The sequence below is a fragment of the Demequina sediminis genome, assembly GCF_030296675.1.
Lineage (GTDB): Bacteria > Actinomycetota > Actinomycetes > Actinomycetales > Demequinaceae > Demequina > Demequina sediminis.
The window spans coordinates 182,722-202,273 of the sequence record NZ_AP027736.1; the positions used below are offsets into that span (position 1 = coordinate 182,722).

General features: G+C 70.6%; 19 protein-coding genes and 1 pseudogene. 9 read left to right on the forward strand and 11 right to left on the reverse strand.

The genetic code is table 11. From position 1 onward, the window contains the following. Positions 1–126: 126 nt before the first annotated feature. Positions 127–1,317 (reverse strand): xylose isomerase, encoded by a 1,191-nt coding sequence (xylA, locus tag QUE44_RS00890; RefSeq protein WP_286215371.1) that lies wholly within the window; start codon positions 1,315–1,317, stop codon positions 127–129. Positions 1,318–1,496: 179 nt separating this feature from the next. Between xylA and QUE44_RS00895 the strand changes: the two genes are divergently transcribed. The 3 genes from QUE44_RS00895 to QUE44_RS00905 are packed head-to-tail and all read left to right on the forward strand — an operon-like array spanning position 1,497 to position 3,625. Further along, positions 1,497–2,048 carry a MarR family transcriptional regulator gene (locus QUE44_RS00895; protein WP_286215372.1) on the forward strand — a complete coding sequence of 184 codons (552 nt, stop codon included), beginning with the start codon at positions 1,497–1,499 and terminating at the stop codon, positions 2,046–2,048. Next, on the forward strand, positions 2,045–2,653 hold the full coding sequence (locus QUE44_RS00900) for an ROK family protein (RefSeq protein WP_286215373.1): 609 nt from the start codon (positions 2,045–2,047) through the stop codon (positions 2,651–2,653). Before QUE44_RS00895 ends, QUE44_RS00900 begins: the two co-directional genes overlap by 4 nt. A 21-nt stretch (positions 2,654–2,674) precedes the next feature. Beyond that, a complete protein-coding gene (locus QUE44_RS00905; RefSeq protein WP_286215374.1) occupies positions 2,675–3,625 on the forward strand; it encodes a 2-hydroxyacid dehydrogenase in 951 nt (316 codons plus the stop codon). Between the two features lie 29 nt (positions 3,626–3,654). On the opposite strand, the gene QUE44_RS00910 is transcribed toward QUE44_RS00905, so the two are convergent. The 7 genes and pseudogenes from QUE44_RS00910 to QUE44_RS13810 form a co-directional block, all read right to left on the reverse strand. Further along, positions 3,655–3,909, reverse strand: a complete 255-nt coding sequence (locus QUE44_RS00910; RefSeq protein WP_286215375.1) for a hypothetical protein — start codon at positions 3,907–3,909, stop codon at positions 3,655–3,657. Positions 3,910–4,032: 123 nt separating this feature from the next. Beyond that, a complete protein-coding gene (locus QUE44_RS00915) occupies positions 4,033–5,556 on the reverse strand; it encodes a DNA-3-methyladenine glycosylase 2 family protein (protein WP_286215376.1) in 1,524 nt (507 codons plus the stop codon). Between the two features lie 103 nt (positions 5,557–5,659). After that, the gene (locus tag QUE44_RS00920) at positions 5,660–6,985 is read right to left on the reverse strand and encodes a cryptochrome/photolyase family protein (protein ID WP_286215377.1); all 1,326 of its coding nucleotides are present in this window, start codon (positions 6,983–6,985) and stop codon (positions 5,660–5,662) included. A gap of 93 nt (positions 6,986–7,078) precedes the next feature. Beyond that, positions 7,079–7,642: an NADPH-dependent FMN reductase gene (locus tag QUE44_RS00925; RefSeq protein ID WP_286215378.1), complete on the reverse strand. Its 564-nt coding sequence runs from the start codon at positions 7,640–7,642 to the stop codon at positions 7,079–7,081. A 132-nt stretch (positions 7,643–7,774) separates the two neighbouring features. After that, complete coding sequence (locus QUE44_RS00930; protein ID WP_286215379.1) at positions 7,775–8,572, reverse strand: NADPH-dependent FMN reductase; 798 nt, start codon at positions 8,570–8,572, stop codon at positions 7,775–7,777. Positions 8,573–8,692: 120 nt separating this feature from the next. Continuing rightward, the gene (locus QUE44_RS00935) at positions 8,693–9,025 is read right to left on the reverse strand and encodes a TipAS antibiotic-recognition domain-containing protein (protein ID WP_286215380.1); all 333 of its coding nucleotides are present in this window, start codon (positions 9,023–9,025) and stop codon (positions 8,693–8,695) included. A gap of 209 nt (positions 9,026–9,234) precedes the next feature. Beyond that, positions 9,235–9,396 (reverse strand): annotated as a pseudogene (locus QUE44_RS13810) (MerR family transcriptional regulator); the annotation flags it as partial. Between the two features lie 255 nt (positions 9,397–9,651). Between QUE44_RS13810 and ilvD the strand changes: the two are divergent. Further along, entirely contained in the window at positions 9,652–11,349 is a 1,698-nt protein-coding gene (ilvD, locus tag QUE44_RS00940; RefSeq protein WP_286215382.1) for a dihydroxy-acid dehydratase, read from the forward strand. Positions 11,350–11,530: 181 nt separating this feature from the next. Here the strand turns inward: ilvD and QUE44_RS00945 are convergent, their stop codons facing one another. From QUE44_RS00945 to QUE44_RS00955, 3 genes are read right to left on the reverse strand one after another with little or no spacing between them, the layout of a single operon-like run. Continuing rightward, positions 11,531–12,508 carry a DUF5692 family protein gene (locus tag QUE44_RS00945; RefSeq protein ID WP_286215383.1) on the reverse strand — a complete coding sequence of 326 codons (978 nt, stop codon included), beginning with the start codon at positions 12,506–12,508 and terminating at the stop codon, positions 11,531–11,533. A gap of 1 nt (position 12,509) precedes the next feature. Next, positions 12,510–12,656: a hypothetical protein gene (locus tag QUE44_RS00950; RefSeq protein WP_286215385.1), complete on the reverse strand. Its 147-nt coding sequence runs from the start codon at positions 12,654–12,656 to the stop codon at positions 12,510–12,512. Beyond that, entirely contained in the window at positions 12,629–13,207 is a 579-nt protein-coding gene (locus QUE44_RS00955) for a TetR/AcrR family transcriptional regulator (protein ID WP_286215386.1), read from the reverse strand. The genes QUE44_RS00950 and QUE44_RS00955 overlap by 28 nt, the downstream gene beginning before the upstream one ends. Before the next feature lie 481 nt (positions 13,208–13,688). Between QUE44_RS00955 and QUE44_RS00960 the strand changes: the two genes are divergently transcribed. The 5 genes from QUE44_RS00960 (at position 13,689) to QUE44_RS00980 (ending at position 19,477) form a co-directional block, all read left to right on the forward strand. Continuing rightward, positions 13,689–15,557 carry an acetolactate synthase large subunit gene (locus QUE44_RS00960; protein ID WP_286215387.1) on the forward strand — a complete coding sequence of 623 codons (1,869 nt, stop codon included), beginning with the start codon at positions 13,689–13,691 and terminating at the stop codon, positions 15,555–15,557. 3 nt (positions 15,558–15,560) lie between these two features. Then, entirely contained in the window at positions 15,561–16,082 is a 522-nt protein-coding gene (gene ilvN, locus QUE44_RS00965) for an acetolactate synthase small subunit (protein WP_286215388.1), read from the forward strand. Further along, positions 16,054–17,205, forward strand: coding sequence for a ketol-acid reductoisomerase (ilvC, locus tag QUE44_RS00970; RefSeq protein WP_286215389.1), 1,152 nt, complete (start codon positions 16,054–16,056; stop codon positions 17,203–17,205). Before ilvN ends, ilvC begins: the two co-directional genes overlap by 29 nt. Beyond that, complete coding sequence (locus QUE44_RS00975) at positions 17,202–18,254, forward strand: 3-isopropylmalate dehydrogenase (RefSeq protein ID WP_286215390.1); 1,053 nt, start codon at positions 17,202–17,204, stop codon at positions 18,252–18,254. The genes ilvC and QUE44_RS00975 overlap by 4 nt, the downstream gene beginning before the upstream one ends. Before the next feature lie 113 nt (positions 18,255–18,367). After that, on the forward strand, positions 18,368–19,477 hold the full coding sequence (locus QUE44_RS00980) for a branched-chain amino acid aminotransferase (protein WP_286215391.1): 1,110 nt from the start codon (positions 18,368–18,370) through the stop codon (positions 19,475–19,477). Positions 19,478–19,552: the final 75 nt, after the last annotated feature.

Below are 19,552 nucleotides of genomic sequence, written 5' to 3' on the forward strand. Positions count from 1 at the left end.
CACTGAGTACTCGAATCCTCGCCGAAGAGCGCGGTTCGGGACACTCAGTCCTCGTCGTGAGACGAGAGCGGCGCCCGCCCCGTCCGGGTGCACTGACGGGGCGGGCGCCTGGGTCGAGGAGGCTGGTTAGCGAGCGCCCATCAGGTGCTCGGCGGCGAGCTGCTGCAGGCGGACGAACCCGAAGCCCTTGCCGTCGAAGTACGCGTCCGCGTCGAACTGCTCGTAGGCGGAGGTGTCCGCGAGCAGGTCGGCGACGGTCTCGCCCTCGTTCAGCGTGGTCTGCGCGAGCTCGAGCTGGCGGGTGGCCGCAATGGCCTCCTGCACCTCGGGGTCGGCGCGGAACGCGGCCGCGCGCTCCTTGAGCAGCAGGTACATGCGCATGTTCGCCTTCGCGGACTCCCACACGCCGTCGATGTCCTCGGTGCGCGAGGGCTTGTAGTCGAAGTGTCGGGGGCCCGTGTACGCGGCGCCGCCGTTGGGCCCACCGTTCTCGAGCAGGTCGACCAGCGAGAACGCGTTGAACAGGTCGCCGTGGCCGAAGACCAGGTCCTGGTCGTACTTGATGCCGCGCTGACCGTTGAGGTCGATGTGGAAGAGCTTGCCGTGATCGAGCGCCTGAGCGATGCCAGCGGTGAAGTTGAGTCCGGCCATCTGCTCGTGGCCCACCTCGGGGTTGAGGCCCACCAGCTCGGGGTGGTCAAGCGTGTTGATGAAGGCCATCGCGTGACCGACGGTCGGCAGCAGGATGTCGCCGCGGGGCTCGTTGGGCTTGGGCTCGATCGCGAACTTGATGTCGTAGCCCTGGTCGATCACGTACTGACCGAAGATGTTGGCGGCCTCGCGGTAGCGCTCGAGCGCGACGCGGATGTCCTTGGAGAAGTCGTACTCGGCGCCCTCGCGGCCGCCCCACATCACGAAGGTCTTGGCGCCCAGTTCCGCGGCCAGGTCGATGTTGCGCAGGATCTTGCGGATCGTGAAGCGGCGCACGTCGCGGGCGTTCGAGGTGACGCCGCCGTCCTTGAAGACCGGGTGCGAGAACGTGTTCGTGGTAATCATCGGGATGGTCATCCCGGTCTCCTCGCACGCCTTCTTCAGCGCGTCGATCGCGGCGCGGCGCTCCGCGTCGGTCGAGGCGAACGGGAAGAGGTCGTCATCGTGGAACGTCATGCCGTACGCGCCCAGCTCGGAGAGCGTGTGGATCGCGGTCACGGCGTCGAGCGGGCCGCGCGTCGCGGAGCCGAAGGGGTCCTGAGCGTTCCAGCCAATGGTCCACAGACCAAACGTGAACTTGTCGGCCGGGGTGGGGGTGAGCGACATCGCGCCTCTCCTATCGTCGTTGAATCGGGTTAAAATGTTCCCGCATAAAACATATCCCCGCAGAGGGGTCCTGTCAAAACGGAGAGGGGACGATGCCCGGGCGGTGGCGGACATGACGCTGACGCGGTGCGGCGGGGTGCGCCGGAGCGGGCATACTGACGGGCACGGAGGAGGAGCAGATGGCTGAGGAACGTGCGGGGTCGGACACGCCGCGGGTGGCGCCCGCGCGCGGCAGCCGCAACGACCACACGCGACGCCACAATCTGTCCGCCCTGCTCACTGCGGTGCACTACGGCGGTCCGCTGACGCGCGCGCAGCTCACGCGCGACACGGGCCTCAACCGCTCGACCATCGGCGGCCTGGTCGCCGAGCTCGCCGAGCTGGGCCTCGTGATCGAGGATGCGGCCGAGGAGACGGGCGCCGTCGGTCGGCCGAGCCTCATCGTCCGTCCGCGCACCGATGTCGTCGCGCTCGCGCTGCACCCGGACGTCGATGCGCTCGAACTCGGAGCGGTCGCGATCGACGGTTCCGTCGTGGCGCGCAGGCGCAAGTCGGTCGTGTCGTCGCCTAGCCCCGAGGAGGCCGTCGTCTTCGCGCAGTCCGCTGCCCGCGAGCTCGCGCGCGACCTGGGCGACGCGCGCGTCGCGGGAGTCGCTGCCGCCGTGCCCGGACTGGTCGCGGTCGACGGCGACACCGTGGTCGACGCCCCCACCTGGGCTGGCGCGGAGTGAGGCTCGCGACCGCGCTGCAGGAGGCGCTCGACCTGCCCGCGACCGTCGGCAACGACGCGAACCTGGGGCTGCGTGCCGAGTGGAGCTATGGCGCCGCCCGCGGCGTCGACACCGTGGTGTACCTCAACGGCTCCGCCTCGGGAATCGGCGGCGCCGCGCTCATCGGGGGACGCATGCTGCGCGGCGGGCGCGGCTACGGCGGCGAGTTCGGCCACATGATGATTCGCTCCGACGGCGAGCGCTGCTCATGCGGACGCGCGGGGTGCCTCGAGACGGAGCTCAACGCCGAGCGGCTCGACGCCGCGGGCCACGAGGCGTCCGCGCTGGATGCTCTCGCGGGCATCCTTGCGGCGGCGATCGCCAACCTCGAGGTCGCGTTCGACCCGGACCTGGTGGTGCTCGGCGGATACCTGGGTGCGCTGTACGACGAGCGGCGCGCCGCGATCGAGACGGGAGTGCGCGACCTCGCGTTCCGGCCCGATGCCGAGGACGTGGCGATCGCCCGCGCGGCGCTCGGCGGCAATCGGCTGCTGATCGGCGCCGCGGAGCGCGCCTTCGCCCCGCTGCTCGCCGACCCCGCGGGAGTCGCGCTGCGCGCGCTGTGACGCCGCTGGCACACTGGCGACATGATCACCGTCTCGGTTCCCACGCAGGAGGTTGCCGATGCCCTGGGTCACCCCGGTCCCGATGCCAGGGTGATCGTGTGGGATCCGGCGGTCGAGGACGTTCCGCCCGCCGAGCGTGAGCGCGTCACGATCGCGTGCCTCGCGCACTACACGGGAGGCCGCACCGTCTACGGCCGCCTTGCCGACTGTCCCGACCTCAAGGTGATCCAGATCCCCTCGGCCGGTTTCGAGCACGCGGTGCCCTTCGTCCCGCCCGGCGTCTCCCTCGCAAACGCTCGCGGCGTGCACGACACGCGCGTCGCGGAGATGGCCCTGCTGCTCGCCCTCGCCTCTCAGCGGCGGCTTCCGCAGTTCCTTGAGGCGCAGCGCCGTGGCGAGTGGGCGCCGGACTTCGACGCCCCCAGCCTCGCGGACACGCGGGTTCTCGTGGTGGGCTACGGGAGCATCGGCGAGGCGATCGGCGCTCGCCTGCGCGCGTGCGAGGCCCACGTTGAAGGAGTCGCCCGCACCGCGCGTCTTGCCCCTGACGGCACGCTGGTGCACGCCGCGAGCGACCTGCTCAGCCTGCTGCCTCACCACGACATCGTGATCGTGGTCACGCCACACACCGAGGACACGGACCGCCTGGTGGACGCCCGTTTCCTCGCGGCGATGAAGGACGATGCCCTGCTCATCAACGTCGGTCGCGGCAAGGTGGTGGACACGGCGGCCTTGGTGGCGGAGCTCGAGTCCGGTCGCCTGCGGGCCGCGCTCGACGTCACCGACCCCGAGCCGCTGCCCGCGGGGCACCCGCTCTGGACGGCGCCGCGCTGCATTGTGGTCCCTCACGTCGCGGGCGTCGAGCGACTCACGGACCGTCGCTACACGGGCCTGGTCCACCGCCAGATCGAGGCGCGCCGCCATGGGGACGATCCCGTCAACTTCGTGATGATGGGCGCCTTCCCCGCGTAGCGCGACCGTCGCGGGGAAGGCGCCGCCCCTCAGAGTTGCTGCCCCGCCTGTTCGTCGCGCAACGCGATCCAGGCCTTGACGATCTCGGTGAGTTCGTCGCGCCTCTCCTCGGCCTCGTGGATCGACACGAACTGCATCGAACGCGCCTCGCGCCCGCTGCCGAGGAGGTGCGGATAGCGCCCCGGGATGAGCGCGCCCTGGTGAAACATGAGGGTGGCGTGGTCCTTGGACTTGGGAAGAAGCTCGCGAGGTTGCCTCGATAGGTGAACGTGGGTGCCTGCCACTTGATGCACTCTTCGATGCGATCGTCCGCGGTCAGCAGGATGCGTCGGACCCTCTCGACCACCACTTTCATGGGGTTGTCGTAGTGGGCCATCCAGACGTCCACCTGATTGTCCGCCATGGGTTCAGGCTACGCGGGCGGCCGGTGTCGCGCGCGTCGAACCAGGCAGACGCCCCTCCGCGCTCGCGGTCCACAGGTGGATCGCGCCGTACGCACGCCATGGCCGCCAGGACTCCGCCGCGTGGGCGAGTCCGCGCGCGTCGAGACCGCTCGCGCGCTGAAGGATGAGGTCCGTGAACGGTAGGGCATCGGGATCGCCGAGGGCGCGCATCGCGATGTAGTCCGCGGTCCACGGCCCGATGCCCGGCAGGTCGAGCAACGCGGCGCGGGTGTGGGCGCGGTCCGCGCCGGGGGAGAGGTCGAGCGAACCGTCGAGCACCGCGCGCGCGACGGCGGACACGGCACTCCAGCGCGAGCGTGGCATGAGCCCCACTCCGGGATCGACGTCCGCGAGCGCCTCCGCGCCAGGGAAGACCCGGTTCGGGACGCTCAGGACTTCCGATCCGGCCTCCCTGGGGCCATGGGGGACGCTCACTCCTCCCCACCGCTCGACCATCGTCCCAAGCGTCCTCCGCGCCCCCGCGACGCTCACCTGCTGGCCCACGATCGCACGCACTGCGATCTCGAATCCGTCGACGGCGCCGGGCACGCGTAGCCCCGGTGCGGCAGCCGCGAGGGCAGCCATTGCCGCAGACTCGCCGAGCGTCGCGTCGATCGCGATCGGATCCGCGTCGAGATCGAGCAGCCTCCTGCACCGTGCCACCGCCGCGCCCAGGTCGCGCACGTCGGCGAGCGACAGGCTTGCCGCGACATGCCCCGCGCCCGCGCGCAGGCGCACCGTCGCGCCGCCGTGCGGCAGGAGCATCGTCCGCGCATACTCCTCTCCGTCCCACGCCTCGACGCCCGCGATCGCGCGCGCCCCCAGGAATGCCAGTGCGCGCGGGACGTCGGCGGGCTCGCGGTGACGCAGGCGCAGGCGAATCTCGCCCGCGGCGCCCCCGGCGCCCCCGGCCAGTGCGGTGCCGCGGGCGCTCGCGCGACCGCGCACCTGGGACGGCGTGAGATCCCATGAGGTGCGCGCGGCATCATTGAACTGGCGCACCGACCCAAAGCCGGCGGCGAAGGCGACGTCCGCGACGGGCATCGGGGTGGTCTCGAGCAGGGTGCGGGCGTGCTGCAGGCGGTGAGCGACCGCGAGGGCCAGCGGGCCGGCGCCCAGCTGATCCGTGAGGACGCGAGACACGTGGCGCTCGGTGTAGCCCAGCCGCCGCGCGAGCCCGGCGACACCCTCGCGATCCACGACCCCGTCCTCGATGAGACGCATCGCGCGGCTCGCGACGTCCTCGCCCACGCGCCACCGCGGGGAGCCGGGGGTGTCGTCGGGGAAGCATCGGCGGCACGAGCGGTAACCCGCGCGCTGCGCGGCCGCGGCGCTGGGAAAGAAGGTCACGTTGGCGCGCGCGGGGGTGCGCGCGGGACACGACGGCCGGCAGTAGATGCCCGTGGTGCGGACCGCGGTGAAGAACTGACCGTCGTAACGCGCGTCCTTGCCGCGGATCACCGCATAGCGCATCGAGTCGTCCCACATAGGCACGAGTGTGACGCATCCTCCGTGACCGGGCTCGCGGAAATCGGACACCACGGGGGAACGATGCGCGAGTCTCGCGGGTGGGTGCGTCAGCCGGCGTGCGTCAGCCCGCGCGGAGCGCCTTGCCGCGCTGGAAGTCCGCGAGCGAGGCCGCGCGCTCGGTGGCGTGGTCGACGATCGGGGAGGGGTAGTCCGGCGTGTCGAGTTCGGAGATCCAGCGCCGCACGTACCGGCGCTCGGGGTCGAACTTCGCGGCCTGAGACTCGGGATTGAAGATACGGAAGTACGGCGCCGCATCGCGCCCCGTGCCCGCGACCCACTGCCAGTTGAGCTGGTTCTGCGCGTGGTCGTAGTCGAGCAGTGCGCGGCGGAAATGGTCCGCTCCGCGCTGCCACGGCACGTGGAGGTCCTTAACCAGGAAGGATGCGACCACCATGCGGACGCGGTTGTGCATGGTGCCGGTCGCCGCAAGCTCGCGCATCCCCGCATCCACCAAGGGGTAGCCGGTCCGGCCGTCGCGCCAGGCGGCCCAGGCATCGGCGGACTCGTCGTCCCGAGCCCACGCATCCTCGGGGATCACGGGGGTGAGCGACTCGCGTTGCGCGCGCGGATGGCGGAAGAGCACGTCCGCGTGGAACTCGCGCCACGCCACCTCGGACTCGAACTTGCGCGCGGCGTCACCGCGTATCGCGCCGGTCGCGGCCAGCACTGTGCGTGAGTGGATCTGCCCGAACGCGAGCGGCACCGAGAGTCGCGACGTCGACTCGAGATCGGGGCGGTCGCGCTCGGCCGCGTAGGCGCCCAGGCCGTTCTCGACGAACTCGTGCCACGCGTCGAGCACGCCCGCCTCGCGCGCCTCGACCGGTTCCGCCAGGGGGTCCTCGCTGTCCCCGCGTGCCGCCTCGGCCTCCAGGTCGACGTCCGAGTCGACCGCCGCGAGGTAGTCGGGGTCCGCCGCGTGCGCGGGGGCGCGCCAGCCGTGTTCGCGCCACGCACGCGAGAACGGCGTGAAGACGCGGTACTCGTCGCCATCATTCTTGACCACACGGCCGGGGGCGACCGCATACGGCGAACCGACGAACCTCAGCTCGCGCCCGTCGTCGGCGAGGGCGCGCTGCACGGCCTCCTGTGCGCGGATTCCTGCGGGGGAGTACTCGCGGGAGGCCCACACCACACGGGAGTCGTGCTCGCGTGCCACGGCGAGCACGGCGTTGTCCGCGCGGTCGCGGCGGATCCCCACCGCCCCTCCGGTGGCCTCGCGCAGGCTCGACAGCACGCGTGCGAGGTGCGCGCGGCGGCGTCCCGACCACTGATCGATCGGAGGGGTCCACGCGAACACGGCCGCCGCGGGGCCGTGCTCTTGCGCGCCGAGCAGCGCCGGATTGTCCGCGAGGCGTGCATCACGCCGGATCCACCACATCTCGGTCATGCGCGCCAGCCTGCCAGGGTCATGACCCCACAACGCGGCGGCCCCGCCGGATGATTCCGACGGGGCCGCGACGCTCGTGCAGAGTGGTGCGCGTTACGCGGTGGCGCCCTGTGCGGCGTACTGCTCGACGTGCGCGACGGCGGCGGCCACGAAGCCGGTCAGGATCGCCTTCACGCCCTCGTCCACCAGCGCACCCTCGGCGTCGAAGGCCGCGGGCGTGTAGTGCAGGAAGACCTCGGGCTGGCCGAGCGTGGGGGCGTTGAGGTGGCCGAGGATCGCGCGCAGGTGCTGCTGCGCGGCGGCGGTGCCGATCGAGCCGATCGAGGCGCCGGCGATCGCGACGGGCTTGCCGTTGAAGGAGTTGGTGCCCCACGGGCGCGAGGCCCAGTCGATCGCGTTCTTGAGCGCGCCGGGGATCGAGCGGAGGTACTCGGGGGTGACGATGATGATGCCGTCGACGCCCTCGATCGCGGCCTTCCACTCTCGTGCGGCCGTCGGGTAGTCCGCGTCGAAGTCGGGGGAGTACACGGGGAGGTCGCTGTAGTCGAGCTCGACGAGCTCGGCGCCGGCGGGGGCGAGCGCCTGGAGCGCGCGGGCGACGTTGCGGTTGATGGACGCGCTCGAGCGCGATCCGACGATGATGCCGATGCGGGGCATGGGTGTCTCCTTGAAGGTGTGGTGGGAGGCTCCGACAACAGTGCCGGACGGTCACCGCAACGACGGTGACGCGTCAACTATTCCAGAAGGTGACGCGTCTACGGAAGTCGGTTGCCGCGGCGGTGAGCCGAGTCAGGGTGTGGGTGCGCCCGTGGTGGAGTCGGTCCGCAGCGAGACGGCGAGCGGGTCGCTCGTCTCTACCAGGGGGTCTGCGGTCGACACGGCATCGACGAACGCCGGGATTCCCACGGTGGGGCTTGGTGGTCCCGGCGCGCGTTCGGCGAGTACTGCCGCGACCGGGTCTGACGGCGCGGTGAGGCCGCGAGCGGGAGTCGCGGGGGTGACCGGGGCGACGGGCGTCGCGGGCTGCTCGCCCGCCGCGAGCGACGCGCGAGCTTGATGCACCACAAAGCCGGCGATCGCCGCGAGGAGCTCCTTGGCCTGCGCCTCGAGGTCCGCGTCGACGCACGCGCCGTGCTCGTCGAACGATGCCGCGTCGACCGAGAGCGCATGCTCGGGCTGGCCCATGACCGTCGCTCCGGCGTCCTTGAGGACAGTCCGCAGGTGAGTGAGCGCGGCAAAGTAACCGGCGCGAGGCGCGGCGGCACCCGCGATCGCGACCGGACGGCCCACGAGCGACGAGGGTGACGCGGTGGCCCAGTCGATCGCGTGCTTGAGCGCGCCGGGTATCGAGCGCTCGTGCGTAGGAGTGAGGACCAGCACGCCATCGACCTCGTCGATCGCGCGCTTCAGGGCGATGCCGGCGGTGGGCAAGGGCGCGTCCGTGTACGGGGCGTGGAGTGGGAGGTCCGACGCGGTGAGTTCGACCACGGTCGTGCCCCGGGGGGCAACGGTGTGGAGAAGCGTCGAGAGCAGGCGCGTGGTGCGCACCTCGGGCAACTGACCCAACAGCAGACCGATGACCGGCATCGACTATTCCTTCCTCGGCAACGGTGGAGTGGAAGAACTGCAGCCGCCCCCTCGCGGTTGGGATCCGTAACGTCTGTCCTCCCAGGCGCATTCCCGACAAGTGTCAGATAGTGACGAACCTCACTCGGCGACGGCGGCCTCGATTCCTGCCCGCAGCAACTCGGCGGTGCCCTCGCCATGAGCGGCGTAAGTGGCCCTGAACCGTGCGTCCTCGACGTACATCCGGGCCAGCTCGCGATAGGCCTGCGCGTCGGGCGTCCAGAATGTCGACACCCATGCGCGATGCCGTTGCACGAGCGCCTGCACGCGGGCGTCCGCCCCCTGCGCACCCTCCGCCGCGAGGCGACCCAACGCTGCCGCGATCTCGCGGTGCTCCGCGAGGTGAGCGGCGCGACCACCCTCGCCGAGCGAGGCCCACTGGGCGTTCGACGACTCGACGGCATCGTCCCCCATCGCGCCCGCGCCTCGGGCTCGTAGCGTGCGTGATCGAAGCCGTCGAACATGTCAGTGGCAGTCATGGGAAGTCCCTTCTCCAGGCGGGTGAGCGTGCGTGCGACGGTCGCCGCAAGCGTCGTGAGGCGGTCGCGCCGGGCGAGCAGCGCCTCGTGGTGGTCGCGCAGACGCGCGGCGGTGGTGGCGGGGTCGTCGCCGTCGACGATGGCGGCGATGGTCTCGAGCGGCACGTCGAGTTCGCGGAGCACCAGAATGTGCTGGAGCCGCGCGAGTTCGGTGTCCCCGTAGCGGCGCCTGCCGTCGGCGCCGGTGTGCGCGGGTGTGAGCAGGCCGATCGCGTCGTAGTGGCGCAAGGTGCGGCTGGTCACGCCGGTGAGCCGCGCGGATCCTGCGCCGCCTGGTCGACGCGGCCGAGCGCGCCGGCGTGGTGCAGGTGCAACTGTTCGCCGCGACGGGTCGTGCGGACTTCTCCGCGCGCCACGGTTTTGTCCCCCGCCCGGCCGATGCCCCGGGCATGGACCTGCCGACTGCCACCTGAGTGCGGTGCCGGCCCCGGCATCGTCCGTCACTCGCCGTGTCCACGATGCGGCGCCCTCGCGCGCGCGTCTGGTCCTACACTCGGCGCTATGACTGAGACGCCCGACATCAAGCCCCGCTCCCGCCAGGTCACGGACGGCCTGGAGGCGACCGCGTCGCGCGGCATGCTGCGCGCCGTCGGACTCGGTGACGAGGACTTCGCGAAGCCGCAGATTGGCATCGCCTCCTCGTGGAACGAGATCACTCCTTGCAACCTGTCCCTGCAGCGCCTCGCGGCGGCGTCGAAGAACGGCGTCCACGCGGGCGGCGGCTATCCGCTCGAGTTCGGCACCATTTCCGTCTCCGACGGCATCTCGATGGGCCACGAGGGCATGCACTACTCGCTGGTGTCGCGTGACCTCATCGCCGACTCGGTCGAGACCGTCATGATGGCCGAGCGCCTCGACGGCAGCATCCTGCTCGCGGGCTGCGACAAGTCCCTTCCCGGCATGCTCATGGCCGCCGCACGCCTCGACCTCGCGAGCGTGTTCCTCTACGCGGGTTCGATCATGCCCGGGCACGTCACGCTCTCCGACGGCACGTCCAAGGACGTCACGGTGATCGACGCGTTCGAGGCCGTGGGCGCGTGCGCCGCCGGCCTCATGTCGGAGGAGGACCGCCTCGCGATCGAGAAGGCGATCTGCCCCGGCGAGGGCGCGTGCGGCGGCATGTACACCGCGAACACCATGGCCTCGGTGGGTGAGGCGCTCGGCATGTCGATCCCCGGTTCCGCGTCGCCGCCCAGCGCCGACCGCCGCCGCGACTATTACGCGCACAAGTCGGGCGAGGCCGTGGTGAACATGCTGCGCCTGGGGATCACCGCGCGCGACATCATGACCAAGGAGGCGTTCGAGAACGCGATCGCCGTGGTCATGGCGTTCGGCGGCTCGACCAACGCGGTGCTCCACCTGCTCGCGATCGCCAACGAGGCCGAGGTCGACCTCACGCTCGACGACTTCTCCCGCGTGGCCGCCAAGGTTCCGCACCTGGGTGACCTCAAGCCGTTCGGCCAGTTCGTGATGAACGACGTCGACCGCGTGGGCGGCGTGCCCGCGGTGATGAACACGTTGCTCGAGGCGGGCCTCATGCACGGCGACGTCATGACCGTGACCGGCAAGACGCTCGCGGAGAACATGGCCGAGCTCAAGCCCGCGACCATCGACGGCCGCGTGGTGCGTGCCCTCAACAACCCGATCCACAAGTCGGGCGGCATCACGATCCTCAAGGGCTCACTCGCGCCCGAGGGCGCCGTGGTGAAGTCGGCCGGATTCGACGACGACGTCTTCGAGGCGACCGCCCGCGTGTTCGACCGTGAGCGCGCGGCCCTCGACGCTCTCGAGGCGGGAGTGATTCAGAAGGGTGACTGCGTGGTCATCCGCTACGAGGGCCCCAAGGGCGGCCCCGGCATGCGCGAGATGCTCGCGATCACGGCCGCGATCAAGGGCGCGGGACTGGGCAAGGACGTGCTGCTCGTGACGGACGGCCGCTTCTCCGGCGGCACCACCGGGCTGTGCGTGGGGCACATCGCCCCCGAGGCGGTCGACGGCGGACCGATTGCATACGTGCGCGACGGCGACCGGATCACGCTCGATGTGGCCAACGGCACGCTCGAGCTGCACGTCGACGCGGAGGAGCTCGAGGCGCGCAAGGAGGGCTGGGAGCCCATCCCCGCGCGCTTCACCAAGGGTGTGCTGGGCAAGTACCAGAAGCTCGTGGGCTCGGCGTCGAAGGGCGCAGTGCTCTCGTAGCGGCGGGTTGCTGGGCCCTCGCCGCCCAGAAGTCACACCGCTGGCGCCGGGTGTGCGCCGCTCCCCATGTGGATCGCGGACACCTGTCACCAGAGGTGTGACTTCTGCACGTGGCGAGGGGGTTGCCCCGCGCGGTCGAGTCTTGCGCGGCTGAGCCTTACCCGACCTAGCCCCTCCCGACCTAGCCCCGCGCCCCGGCGACGGCGGGAGCGGCCGCCTCCACGGCGTCGTCCCCACGTCCGGGGATCGACTCCACGACCTCGCGGAACTTCGCGTGATCCGTGTAGAGCTCCTGGGTGAGCGGGTTGAGGCGGCGCGAGATGATGCGCCGCGCCTGGTAGATCACGACGGCGACGTTGGCGGCGAGTGACAGTGCCGAGACCACGAACAGCGCGGTGGGGTCGTGCGACGCGTCGACCGAGAACTGCGAGGTCGACACGAACGCAGGGAACGCCATCGTGAACATCATCCAGAACGCGAGGGTGTGGGCCCGGTGCTGGAGCCAGGCGCCCTTGCGCAGGAAAAACGCCGGGATGGTGCAGGACAGCAGCAGCGCGGCGCCGGCGTAGAACGCGTGGTCACCCACGCAGTTGTAGACGTACGCGAAGTTCCACAGGTCGTACGCGATGATCCAGAACCACAGCATGTCGGGCCAGATCATGTCCTTGGTCTTGTCACGCGAGATGTAGATGCCCATCCAGCCGCAGATCGTGACGATGTTGAGGATGCCCGCGACGCCGTTCATGGTGTTCCAGATGCCGGGCACCATGTAGGCGCCGTCGTGGATGCCCTCGGTGAGGCCGGCGACCTCGAAGTCGCGCGTGACGGCCTCCGCGATGTTGATCGCGAGAATCAGCGGCGGGAACAGCAGCACCCAGCGGTTGGCCGCGAGGCGGGGGTAGTAGCGGATCGCCATGAAGCCCAGGCATCCGGCGAGCGCCGAATACACCTTGACCCAGTGGAACCACGTGCCGGTCGAGGAGCCCTCGCCTGCCGTGTGAGGCCACACGAAGACCGTGAGGACCAGGGGCACCGCCACGAAGAGGCCGAGGCCCCACAGCTTCGAGCGGCGTGACAGCTCGTTGAGCCCGATCAGGGCGCCGAGCACCACAAAGAACATGACAGCGGCCTGCCAGCCGATGTCTCCGAACAGGAACATCTCACTCTCCTTCGAGTGGTGGGTCCAGGCCGGGGTCGCTGGAGGGGGTGGGCGCCAGCCGGAGGGTCTGGCGCACGAGGTCGGCGAGCACGTCGTCGCCCACCTCGGGTCGCGTGCGCATCAGGCCCAGCAGGCCGTGAAGCAACATCGCGAACGTCTCCCGCACGTGGCGGATCTCGATGCGGTGGCGAGCCGCGTACGCGGGAATGGTCGTGGCCTCGAGGACCGCGAGGAGCGCATCGACGGAGGCGTCGACATAGCGGACGTACAGTCCGGCGTCGTCGACGCGCGGGACCGGGGAGCGGACGATGCCCTGGCGGGGTCCGCTCCCGGCTCGACGTCGCGACCGGGCAGGTGGCGGTGGAACAGCGCGATGTAGTCGCGCACGGCGCCGTCGATGTCGCCGGGTGTGCGGGCCGCATCCCATGCGCGCAGGTCATCGGCGAAGTCGGAGACACATGCGTCGAGCACCATCTCGACCAGTTCGGGGGTGGATCCCGCGTAGTGGTACACCAGGCCTCGCGTGACGCCCACCGCGTCGGCGATGTGCTGGAACGTGGTCGCGTGGACTCCCTGCGTGGCGAACAGGCGGCGCGCTGCCGAGACGATCTCCTCGCGGCGCACCTGGGGCGCCTTGACGGTGCGCCCGGTGCGCCCTGCGCGCCCGGTGCGCCCTGCGCGGGAACGGCCCTGGTCCATGCGACCACCACTGCGCGCTATTGACAATCTGTCAATGCGGGGGACGGGCGGCTCGTTGTGCCGTGCCTTTCCGTGACGCCCGCCCCCGCCCGCGTCTCCGCCGCCCGTCCCGTCGGAGGTCACACATCTGGCGCCGGGTGCGCGCGGATTCCCGTCTGGAGCGCGAGGACCGGTCGTCAGATGTGTGACCTGCGCAAGGGCGGGCCGCGTGGCACCGGTGCCGACGCCCGCCTACTGCGTCTTAGAATGCAAGACGGTGAACCAAGATGTGAGATTGTGCGACCGCGGGGCGACACCGCCCCCACCCCGGGCGTAGAGTCTCACCATGCAGACGATCCTCGTACGAGTTATCGGGCGCGCGGACAGCCACCCCTAACCCACGCATCGTCCGCGCGCAGACCCCGAAGGCCACCTCGGCCCAGGGGTTTCTTCATGCGAGGCGGACGCGAGGCCCGCCTCCCACCCACCACCAGGAGAGAAGATGGCACAGGTCCAGGCCAAGCCGGGCGCACCAGCGTCCCGCTCCCGCCAGGCGTCGAGCACTCCCTCGCTCGCGCACCCCACGCCGCAGTCGAACCCGGATCCCGCGCTCAACGGCGTCGAGATGACGGGGGCACAGGCGATCATCCGCGCGCTGGAGAACGCCGGCGTCACGGACGTCTTCGGTCTTCCCGGCGGGGCGATCCTGCCCACGTACGACCCCCTGATGGACTCGACGCGGCTGCGCCACATCCTCGTGCGCCACGAGCAGGGCGCGGGCCACGCGGCACAGGGCTACGCGCACGCGACCGGCAAGGTCGGCGTGTGCATCGCGACCTCGGGGCCCGGCGCGACCAACCTCGTGACCCCGATCGCCGACGCGAACATGGACTCGATCCCCATGGTGGCCATCACCGGCCAGGTGGGTGCGGCAATGATCGGCACGGACGCCTTCCAGGAGGCGGACATCGTGGGCATCACGGCCCCCATCACCAAGCACAACGTGCTGGTGACCGATGCCGCTGACATCCCGCGCGCGATCGCGGAGGCCTTCTACATCGCGAGCCACGGCCGCCCCGGCCCGGTGCTCGTCGACATCGCCAAGTCCGCGCAGCAGGCCACCGCCGCGTTCCAGTGGCCCGGCCGCATCGAGCTGCCCGGCTTCAACGCGGGCGCCCGCCCGCACAGCAAGACGGTGCAGGAGGCCGCGCGCCTGCTCGCGACCGCCCGCCGGCCCGTGCTCTATGTGGGTGGCGGCGTGATCCGCTCCGGCGCGAGCGCAGGGCTGCGCAAGCTCACGGACCTCTCCGGTGCGGCGGTGGTCACGACGCTCATGGCCCGCGGCGCGCTGCCCGACAGCCACCCGCAGCACCTGGGCATGCCGGGCATGCACGGCACCGTGGCGGCCGTCGCGGCGCTGCAGAAGGCGGACCTGGTGGTCTCGCTCGGCGCGCGCTTCGATGACCGCGTCACCGGCGCCCTCGACAGCTTCGCGCCGCACGCGACCATCGTGCACGCGGACATCGACCCCGCCGAGATCGGCAAGAACCGTGCGGTGGACGTGCCGATCGTCGGCGACCTCAAGGAGGTCTTCGAGGCGCTGGTGCCCGCACTCGCGCAGGAGCATGAGCGCCACGGCAAGCCGGACCTCGAGGCCTGGTGGGCGCAGCTCGACGACTGGCGCTCGACGTACGCGCTGGGCTACACGCCCACGCACGACGGACTGTCGAGCCCGCAGCACGTGATCCAGCGCCTGGGTGAGCTCAACGACCCGGAGAGCACCATCTACACGTCCGGCGTGGGCCAGCACCAGATGTGGGCGAGCCAGTTCATCAAGTACGAGCGCCCCAACACCTGGATCAACTCGGGCGGCCTCGGCACCATGGGCTTCTCGGTCCCCGCCGCGATGGGCGCCCAGGTGGGCCAGCCCGACCAGACGGTGTGGGCGATCGACGGCGACGGCTGCTTCCAGATGACCAACCAGGAACTTGTCACGTGCGCGATCAATGAGATCCCCATCAAGGTCGCGATCATCAACAACTCGAGCCTGGGCATGGTGCGCCAGTGGCAGACCCTGTTCTACGAGGGCCGCTACTCGAACACGGACCTGCACACGGGTCACGGCACGCGCCGCGTCCCCGACTTCGTGAAGCTCGCCGAGGCGATGGGCTGCGTGGGCCTGCGCTGCGAGTCCGATGCCGACGTCGACGCGGTGATCAAGCGCGCCAACGAGATCGACGACCAGCCCGTGGTGGTGGACTTCACCGTGTCGCGCGACGCGATGGTGTGGCCCATGGTCGCGTCGGGCAAGAGCAATGACGAGATCCAGTACGCGCGTGGCATCGCCCCCGCGTGGGACCGGGAGGACTGACCCATGACGAAGCACACCCTGTCCGTGCTGGTCGAGAACAAGCCGGGCGTGCTCGCGCGCGTCGCGGGCCTGTTCTCGCGCCGCGCGTTCAACATTCACTCGCTCGCGGTGGGCCAGACGGAGCACCCGGAGATCTCTCGCATCACCGTCGTGGTCGACGTGGACGCCCTCCCGCTCGAGCAGGTCACCAAGCAGCTCAACAAGCTGGTGCACGTGCTCAAGATCGTCGAGCTCGAGCAGGACCGCTCGGTCCAGCGCGACCTGCTGCTGGTCAAGGTGCGCGCGGACTCGCGCCAGCGCACCGACGTCCTCCAGGTGGTCGACCTGTTCCGCGCCCACGTCGTCGACGTTGCTCCCGACTCGCTCGTCATCGAGGCGGTGGGCGCGCCCGAGAAGCTCGAGGCGCTGCTCGCTGCGCTCGCGCCCCACGACGTCCGCGAGATCGTCCAGTCCGGCACGGTCGCGATCGGCCGTGGCGGCCGCTCGATCACGGAGCGTGCGCTCGATCGGGTGGCCTCCGCCTGATGTCCTGAGGGACGATGCCCGGCCCGCCCGAGCATCGTCCCTCACCCCCGTCTTCACTTACGTTCGACAATCAACTGAAGGAGATCCCAGCATGGCTGAGCTGTTCTACGAGAAGGACGCAGACCTCTCGATCATCCAGGGCAAGAAGGTCGCGGTCGTGGGCTACGGCTCGCAGGGCCACGCTCACGCGCAGAACCTGCGCGACTCGGGCGTCGAGGTGCGCGTCGCGCTCCGCGACGGCTCGAAGTCGGTCGCGAAGGCGGAGGAGGACGGCTTCACGGTCCTCAGCGTCGCCGACGCCACGCAGTGGGCCGACCTCATCATGATCCTCGCGCCGGACCAGCACCAGCGCGGCATCTACAACGACGAGATCAAGCCGCACCTCGCGCCGGGCAAGACCCTCGCGTTCGCGCACGGCTTCAACATCCGCTTCGGCTACATCGAGACCCCCGAGGGCGTCGACGTCATCCTCATCGCCCCCAAGGCACCCGGCCACACCGTGCGTCGCGAGTACGTCGCGGGCCGCGGCATCCCGGACATCATCGCCGTCGAGCACGACGAGTCGGGCTCGGCGTGGGCGACCGCGCTGTCCTACGCCTCGGCGATCGGTGGCACGCGCGCAGGCGTCATCAAGACCACGTTCACCGAGGAGACCGAGACGGACCTCTTCGGCGAGCAGGCCGTGCTCTGCGGTGGCACGTCGCACCTGGTGCAGTACGGCTTCGAGGTGCTGACCGAGGCCGGCTACCAGCCCGAGATCGCGTACTTCGAGGTCCTGCACGAGCTCAAGCTGATCGTGGACCTCATGTGGGAGGGCGGCATCGCCAAGCAGCGCTGGTCGATCTCCGACACCGCCGAGTACGGCGACTACGTCTCCGGCCCCCGCATCATCACCCCGGAGGTCAAGGAGAACATGAAGGCCGTGCTCGCCGACATCCAGTCCGGCGCGTTTGCCAAGCGCTTCATCGACGACCAGGACAACGGCGCCGTCGAGTTCAAGGAGCTGCGCGCCAAGGAGGAGTCGCACCCCATCGAGACCACCGGCAAGGAGCTCCGCGCCCTGTTCTCGTGGTCCGGCGCCGCGCAGGACAAGGACTACGTGGACGGCTCGGCGGCCCGATGACCGAGACCACCTACCGCCTCGCGGTGGTCGCGGGCGACGGGATCGGCCCGGAGGTTGTCGCGGAGGGGCTCAAGTGCCTCGCCGCCGCGACCGAGGGCACCGGAATCGTGTTCGAGACCACCGAGTTCGACCTGGGTGCCAAGCGCTGGCACGCGACGGGGGAGACCCTGACGGACGCCGACCTCGAGGCGATCAAGGGCCACGACGTCATCCTGCTGGGCGCGATCGGCGACCCCACGGTGCCGTCGGGCGTGCTTGAGCGCGGGCTGCTGCTCAAGTTGCGCTTCGCGCTCGACCAGTACGTCAACCTGCGTCCGTCGCGCCTGTACCCCGGGGAGGTGTCGCCGCTGCGTGAGCCGGGCGAGATCGACTTCGTGGTGGTGCGCGAGGGCACCGAGGGTCCGTACGTGGGCAACGGCGGCGCGCTGCGCGTCGACACCCCCCACGAGATCGCGACCGAGGTCTCCGTCAACACCCGTCACGGCGTCGAGCGCGTGGTCCGCTACGCGTTCTCCGTCGCGGCGGGTCGCGACCGCAAGCACGTGACCCTGGTGCACAAGCACAACGTGCTCGTGCACGCGGGTCACCTGTGGCGCCGCACGGTCGAGGCGGTCGCGCCGGAGTTCCCCGACGTCACGTGGGACTACCTGCACATCGACGCCGCGACGATCGTCATGACCACGGACCCCTCGCGCTTCGACGTGATCGTCACGGACAACCTGTTCGGCGACATCCTCACGGACCAGGCGGCCGCGGTCTCCGGCGGCATCGGGCTCGCGGCCTCGGGCAACGTCAACCCCGACAAGACCGGACCGTCGATGTTCGAGCCGGTCCACGGCTCGGCCCCCGACATCGCCGGTCAGCAGAAGGCGGACCCGTCCGCCACCGTGCTGTCGGTCGCGATGATGCTGGACTTCCTGGGCCACGGCGAGCTCGCGGCCAAGGTCGAGGCGGCGGTCGCGGCCGATGCCGCGGCCAAGGCCGAGTCCGGGCTGGTTCGCTCGACGGCCGAGGTCGGCGACGCCCTCGCCGCCCGCATCCGCGCCTAGGACCCATCCCCTCTAGGACGCCCTGTGAGGTGCTGAGTGCGCGAATCCGCCGATTCTGAGCACTCAGCACCTCGCAGGACTCACCCCATGCCAAGACCAAGGAAGGCCCAGAAGTGACTGACACCATCGCATCGTCCACCGGCGAGGCCTTCCGCGTCGTCCGCAATCCCCACGCGGCCACGGACGCCGAGCGCGCGGAGAAGCTACGCGACCTCGCCTTCGGGCTGCAGTTCACCGACCACATGGCGCGCGTGACGTGGACCGCCGACGAGGGCTGGCACGACCGCCGCATCGAGCCCTACGGCCCCATTCCGATGGACCCCGCCGCCTCCGTGCTGCACTACGCGCAGGAGGTCTTCGAGGGCCTGAAGGCGTACCGGTGGGCCGACGGCAGCATCCGGCTGTTCCGTCCGCACGCGAACGCCGAGCGCCTCCAGCGCTCCGCATGGCGCATGGCGCTGCCGGAGCTGAGCGTCGACGACTTCATGGCCTCGATCCGCGCGCTCGTCGAGCTCGAGCACGCGTGGGTGCCCGACGCCCCCGAGACGTCGCTCTACCTGCGCCCCTTCCTCATCGGCACCGACGTGTTCCTCGGACTGCGCGCGCCCAAGCGCGTCGACTACCTGCTCATCGCATCCCCCTCGGGGCCGTACTTCCCCGGCGGCATCAAGCCCGTGTCGATCTGGGTCGAGCGCGACTATCACCGCGCGGGCCCGGGTGGCACCGGCGCGGCCAAGTGCGGCGGCAACTACGCCGCGTCGCTGCGCCCGCAGATGGCCGCGTACGAGCGCGGCTTCGACCAGGTGCTGTACCTCGACGCCGCGACGGGATCCGTGCTCGAGGAGCTGGGCGGCATGAACGTGTTCGCCGTCCGCGCGGACGGCACGGTGCTCACCCCGATCATCAACGGCAACATCCTCGAGGGAGTGACCCGTTCGAGCGTCATCAGGCTGCTCGAGGACCAGGACCTCAAGGTGGTCGAGCGAGACATCACGCTCGCGGAGCTGCGTCAGGGGATCGAGGACGGCGAGATCACCGAGGTGTTCGCGTGCGGCACCGCGGCGATCGTCACCCCGGTCGGGCGCATGGCCTCGACAGACTTCGACGTGACGGTCGGCGACGGCCAGCCGGGCCCCGTGACGGCCGCGGTGCGCGAGCGCCTCACCGCGATCCAGTACGGCCGCGCCGAGGATCCCTACGGCTGGATGCACCGGGTTCTCTGACGCGTCGACGGCCCGGCCTGGCCCGGCGCGTCGCACGCCTACGCATGCGTAACCTACGGGCGCGTAGGTTAAGAT

What these genes read in the sequence shown, in the direction of transcription:
- xylA (WP_286215371.1), bottom strand. Translation starts at nt 1,317, where the DNA reads ATGTCGCTCACCCCCACCCCGGCCGACAAGTTCACGTTTGGTCTGTGG.
- QUE44_RS00895 (WP_286215372.1), top strand. Translation starts at nt 1,497, where the DNA reads ATGGCTGAGGAACGTGCGGGGTCGGACACGCCGCGGGTGGCGCCCGCG.
- QUE44_RS00905 (WP_286215374.1), top strand. Translation starts at nt 2,675, where the DNA reads ATGATCACCGTCTCGGTTCCCACGCAGGAGGTTGCCGATGCCCTGGGT.
- QUE44_RS00915 (WP_286215376.1), bottom strand. Translation starts at nt 5,556, where the DNA reads ATGTGGGACGACTCGATGCGCTATGCGGTGATCCGCGGCAAGGACGCG.
- QUE44_RS00920 (WP_286215377.1), bottom strand. Translation starts at nt 6,985, where the DNA reads ATGACCGAGATGTGGTGGATCCGGCGTGATGCACGCCTCGCGGACAAT.
- QUE44_RS00925 (WP_286215378.1), bottom strand. Translation starts at nt 7,642, where the DNA reads ATGCCCCGCATCGGCATCATCGTCGGATCGCGCTCGAGCGCGTCCATC.
- QUE44_RS00930 (WP_286215379.1), bottom strand. Translation starts at nt 8,572, where the DNA reads ATGCCGGTCATCGGTCTGCTGTTGGGTCAGTTGCCCGAGGTGCGCACC.
- QUE44_RS00935 (WP_286215380.1), bottom strand. Translation starts at nt 9,025, where the DNA reads ATGGGGGACGATGCCGTCGAGTCGTCGAACGCCCAGTGGGCCTCGCTC.
- ilvD (WP_286215382.1), top strand. Translation starts at nt 9,652, where the DNA reads ATGACTGAGACGCCCGACATCAAGCCCCGCTCCCGCCAGGTCACGGAC.
- QUE44_RS00945 (WP_286215383.1), bottom strand. Translation starts at nt 12,508, where the DNA reads ATGTTCCTGTTCGGAGACATCGGCTGGCAGGCCGCTGTCATGTTCTTT.
- QUE44_RS00950 (WP_286215385.1), bottom strand. Translation starts at nt 12,656, where the DNA reads ATGTTGCTTCACGGCCTGCTGGGCCTGATGCGCACGCGACCCGAGGTG.
- QUE44_RS00955 (WP_286215386.1), bottom strand. Translation starts at nt 13,207, where the DNA reads ATGGACCAGGGCCGTTCCCGCGCAGGGCGCACCGGGCGCGCAGGGCGC.
- QUE44_RS00960 (WP_286215387.1), top strand. Translation starts at nt 13,689, where the DNA reads ATGGCACAGGTCCAGGCCAAGCCGGGCGCACCAGCGTCCCGCTCCCGC.
- ilvN (WP_286215388.1), top strand. Translation starts at nt 15,561, where the DNA reads ATGACGAAGCACACCCTGTCCGTGCTGGTCGAGAACAAGCCGGGCGTG.
- QUE44_RS00975 (WP_286215390.1), top strand. Translation starts at nt 17,202, where the DNA reads ATGACCGAGACCACCTACCGCCTCGCGGTGGTCGCGGGCGACGGGATC.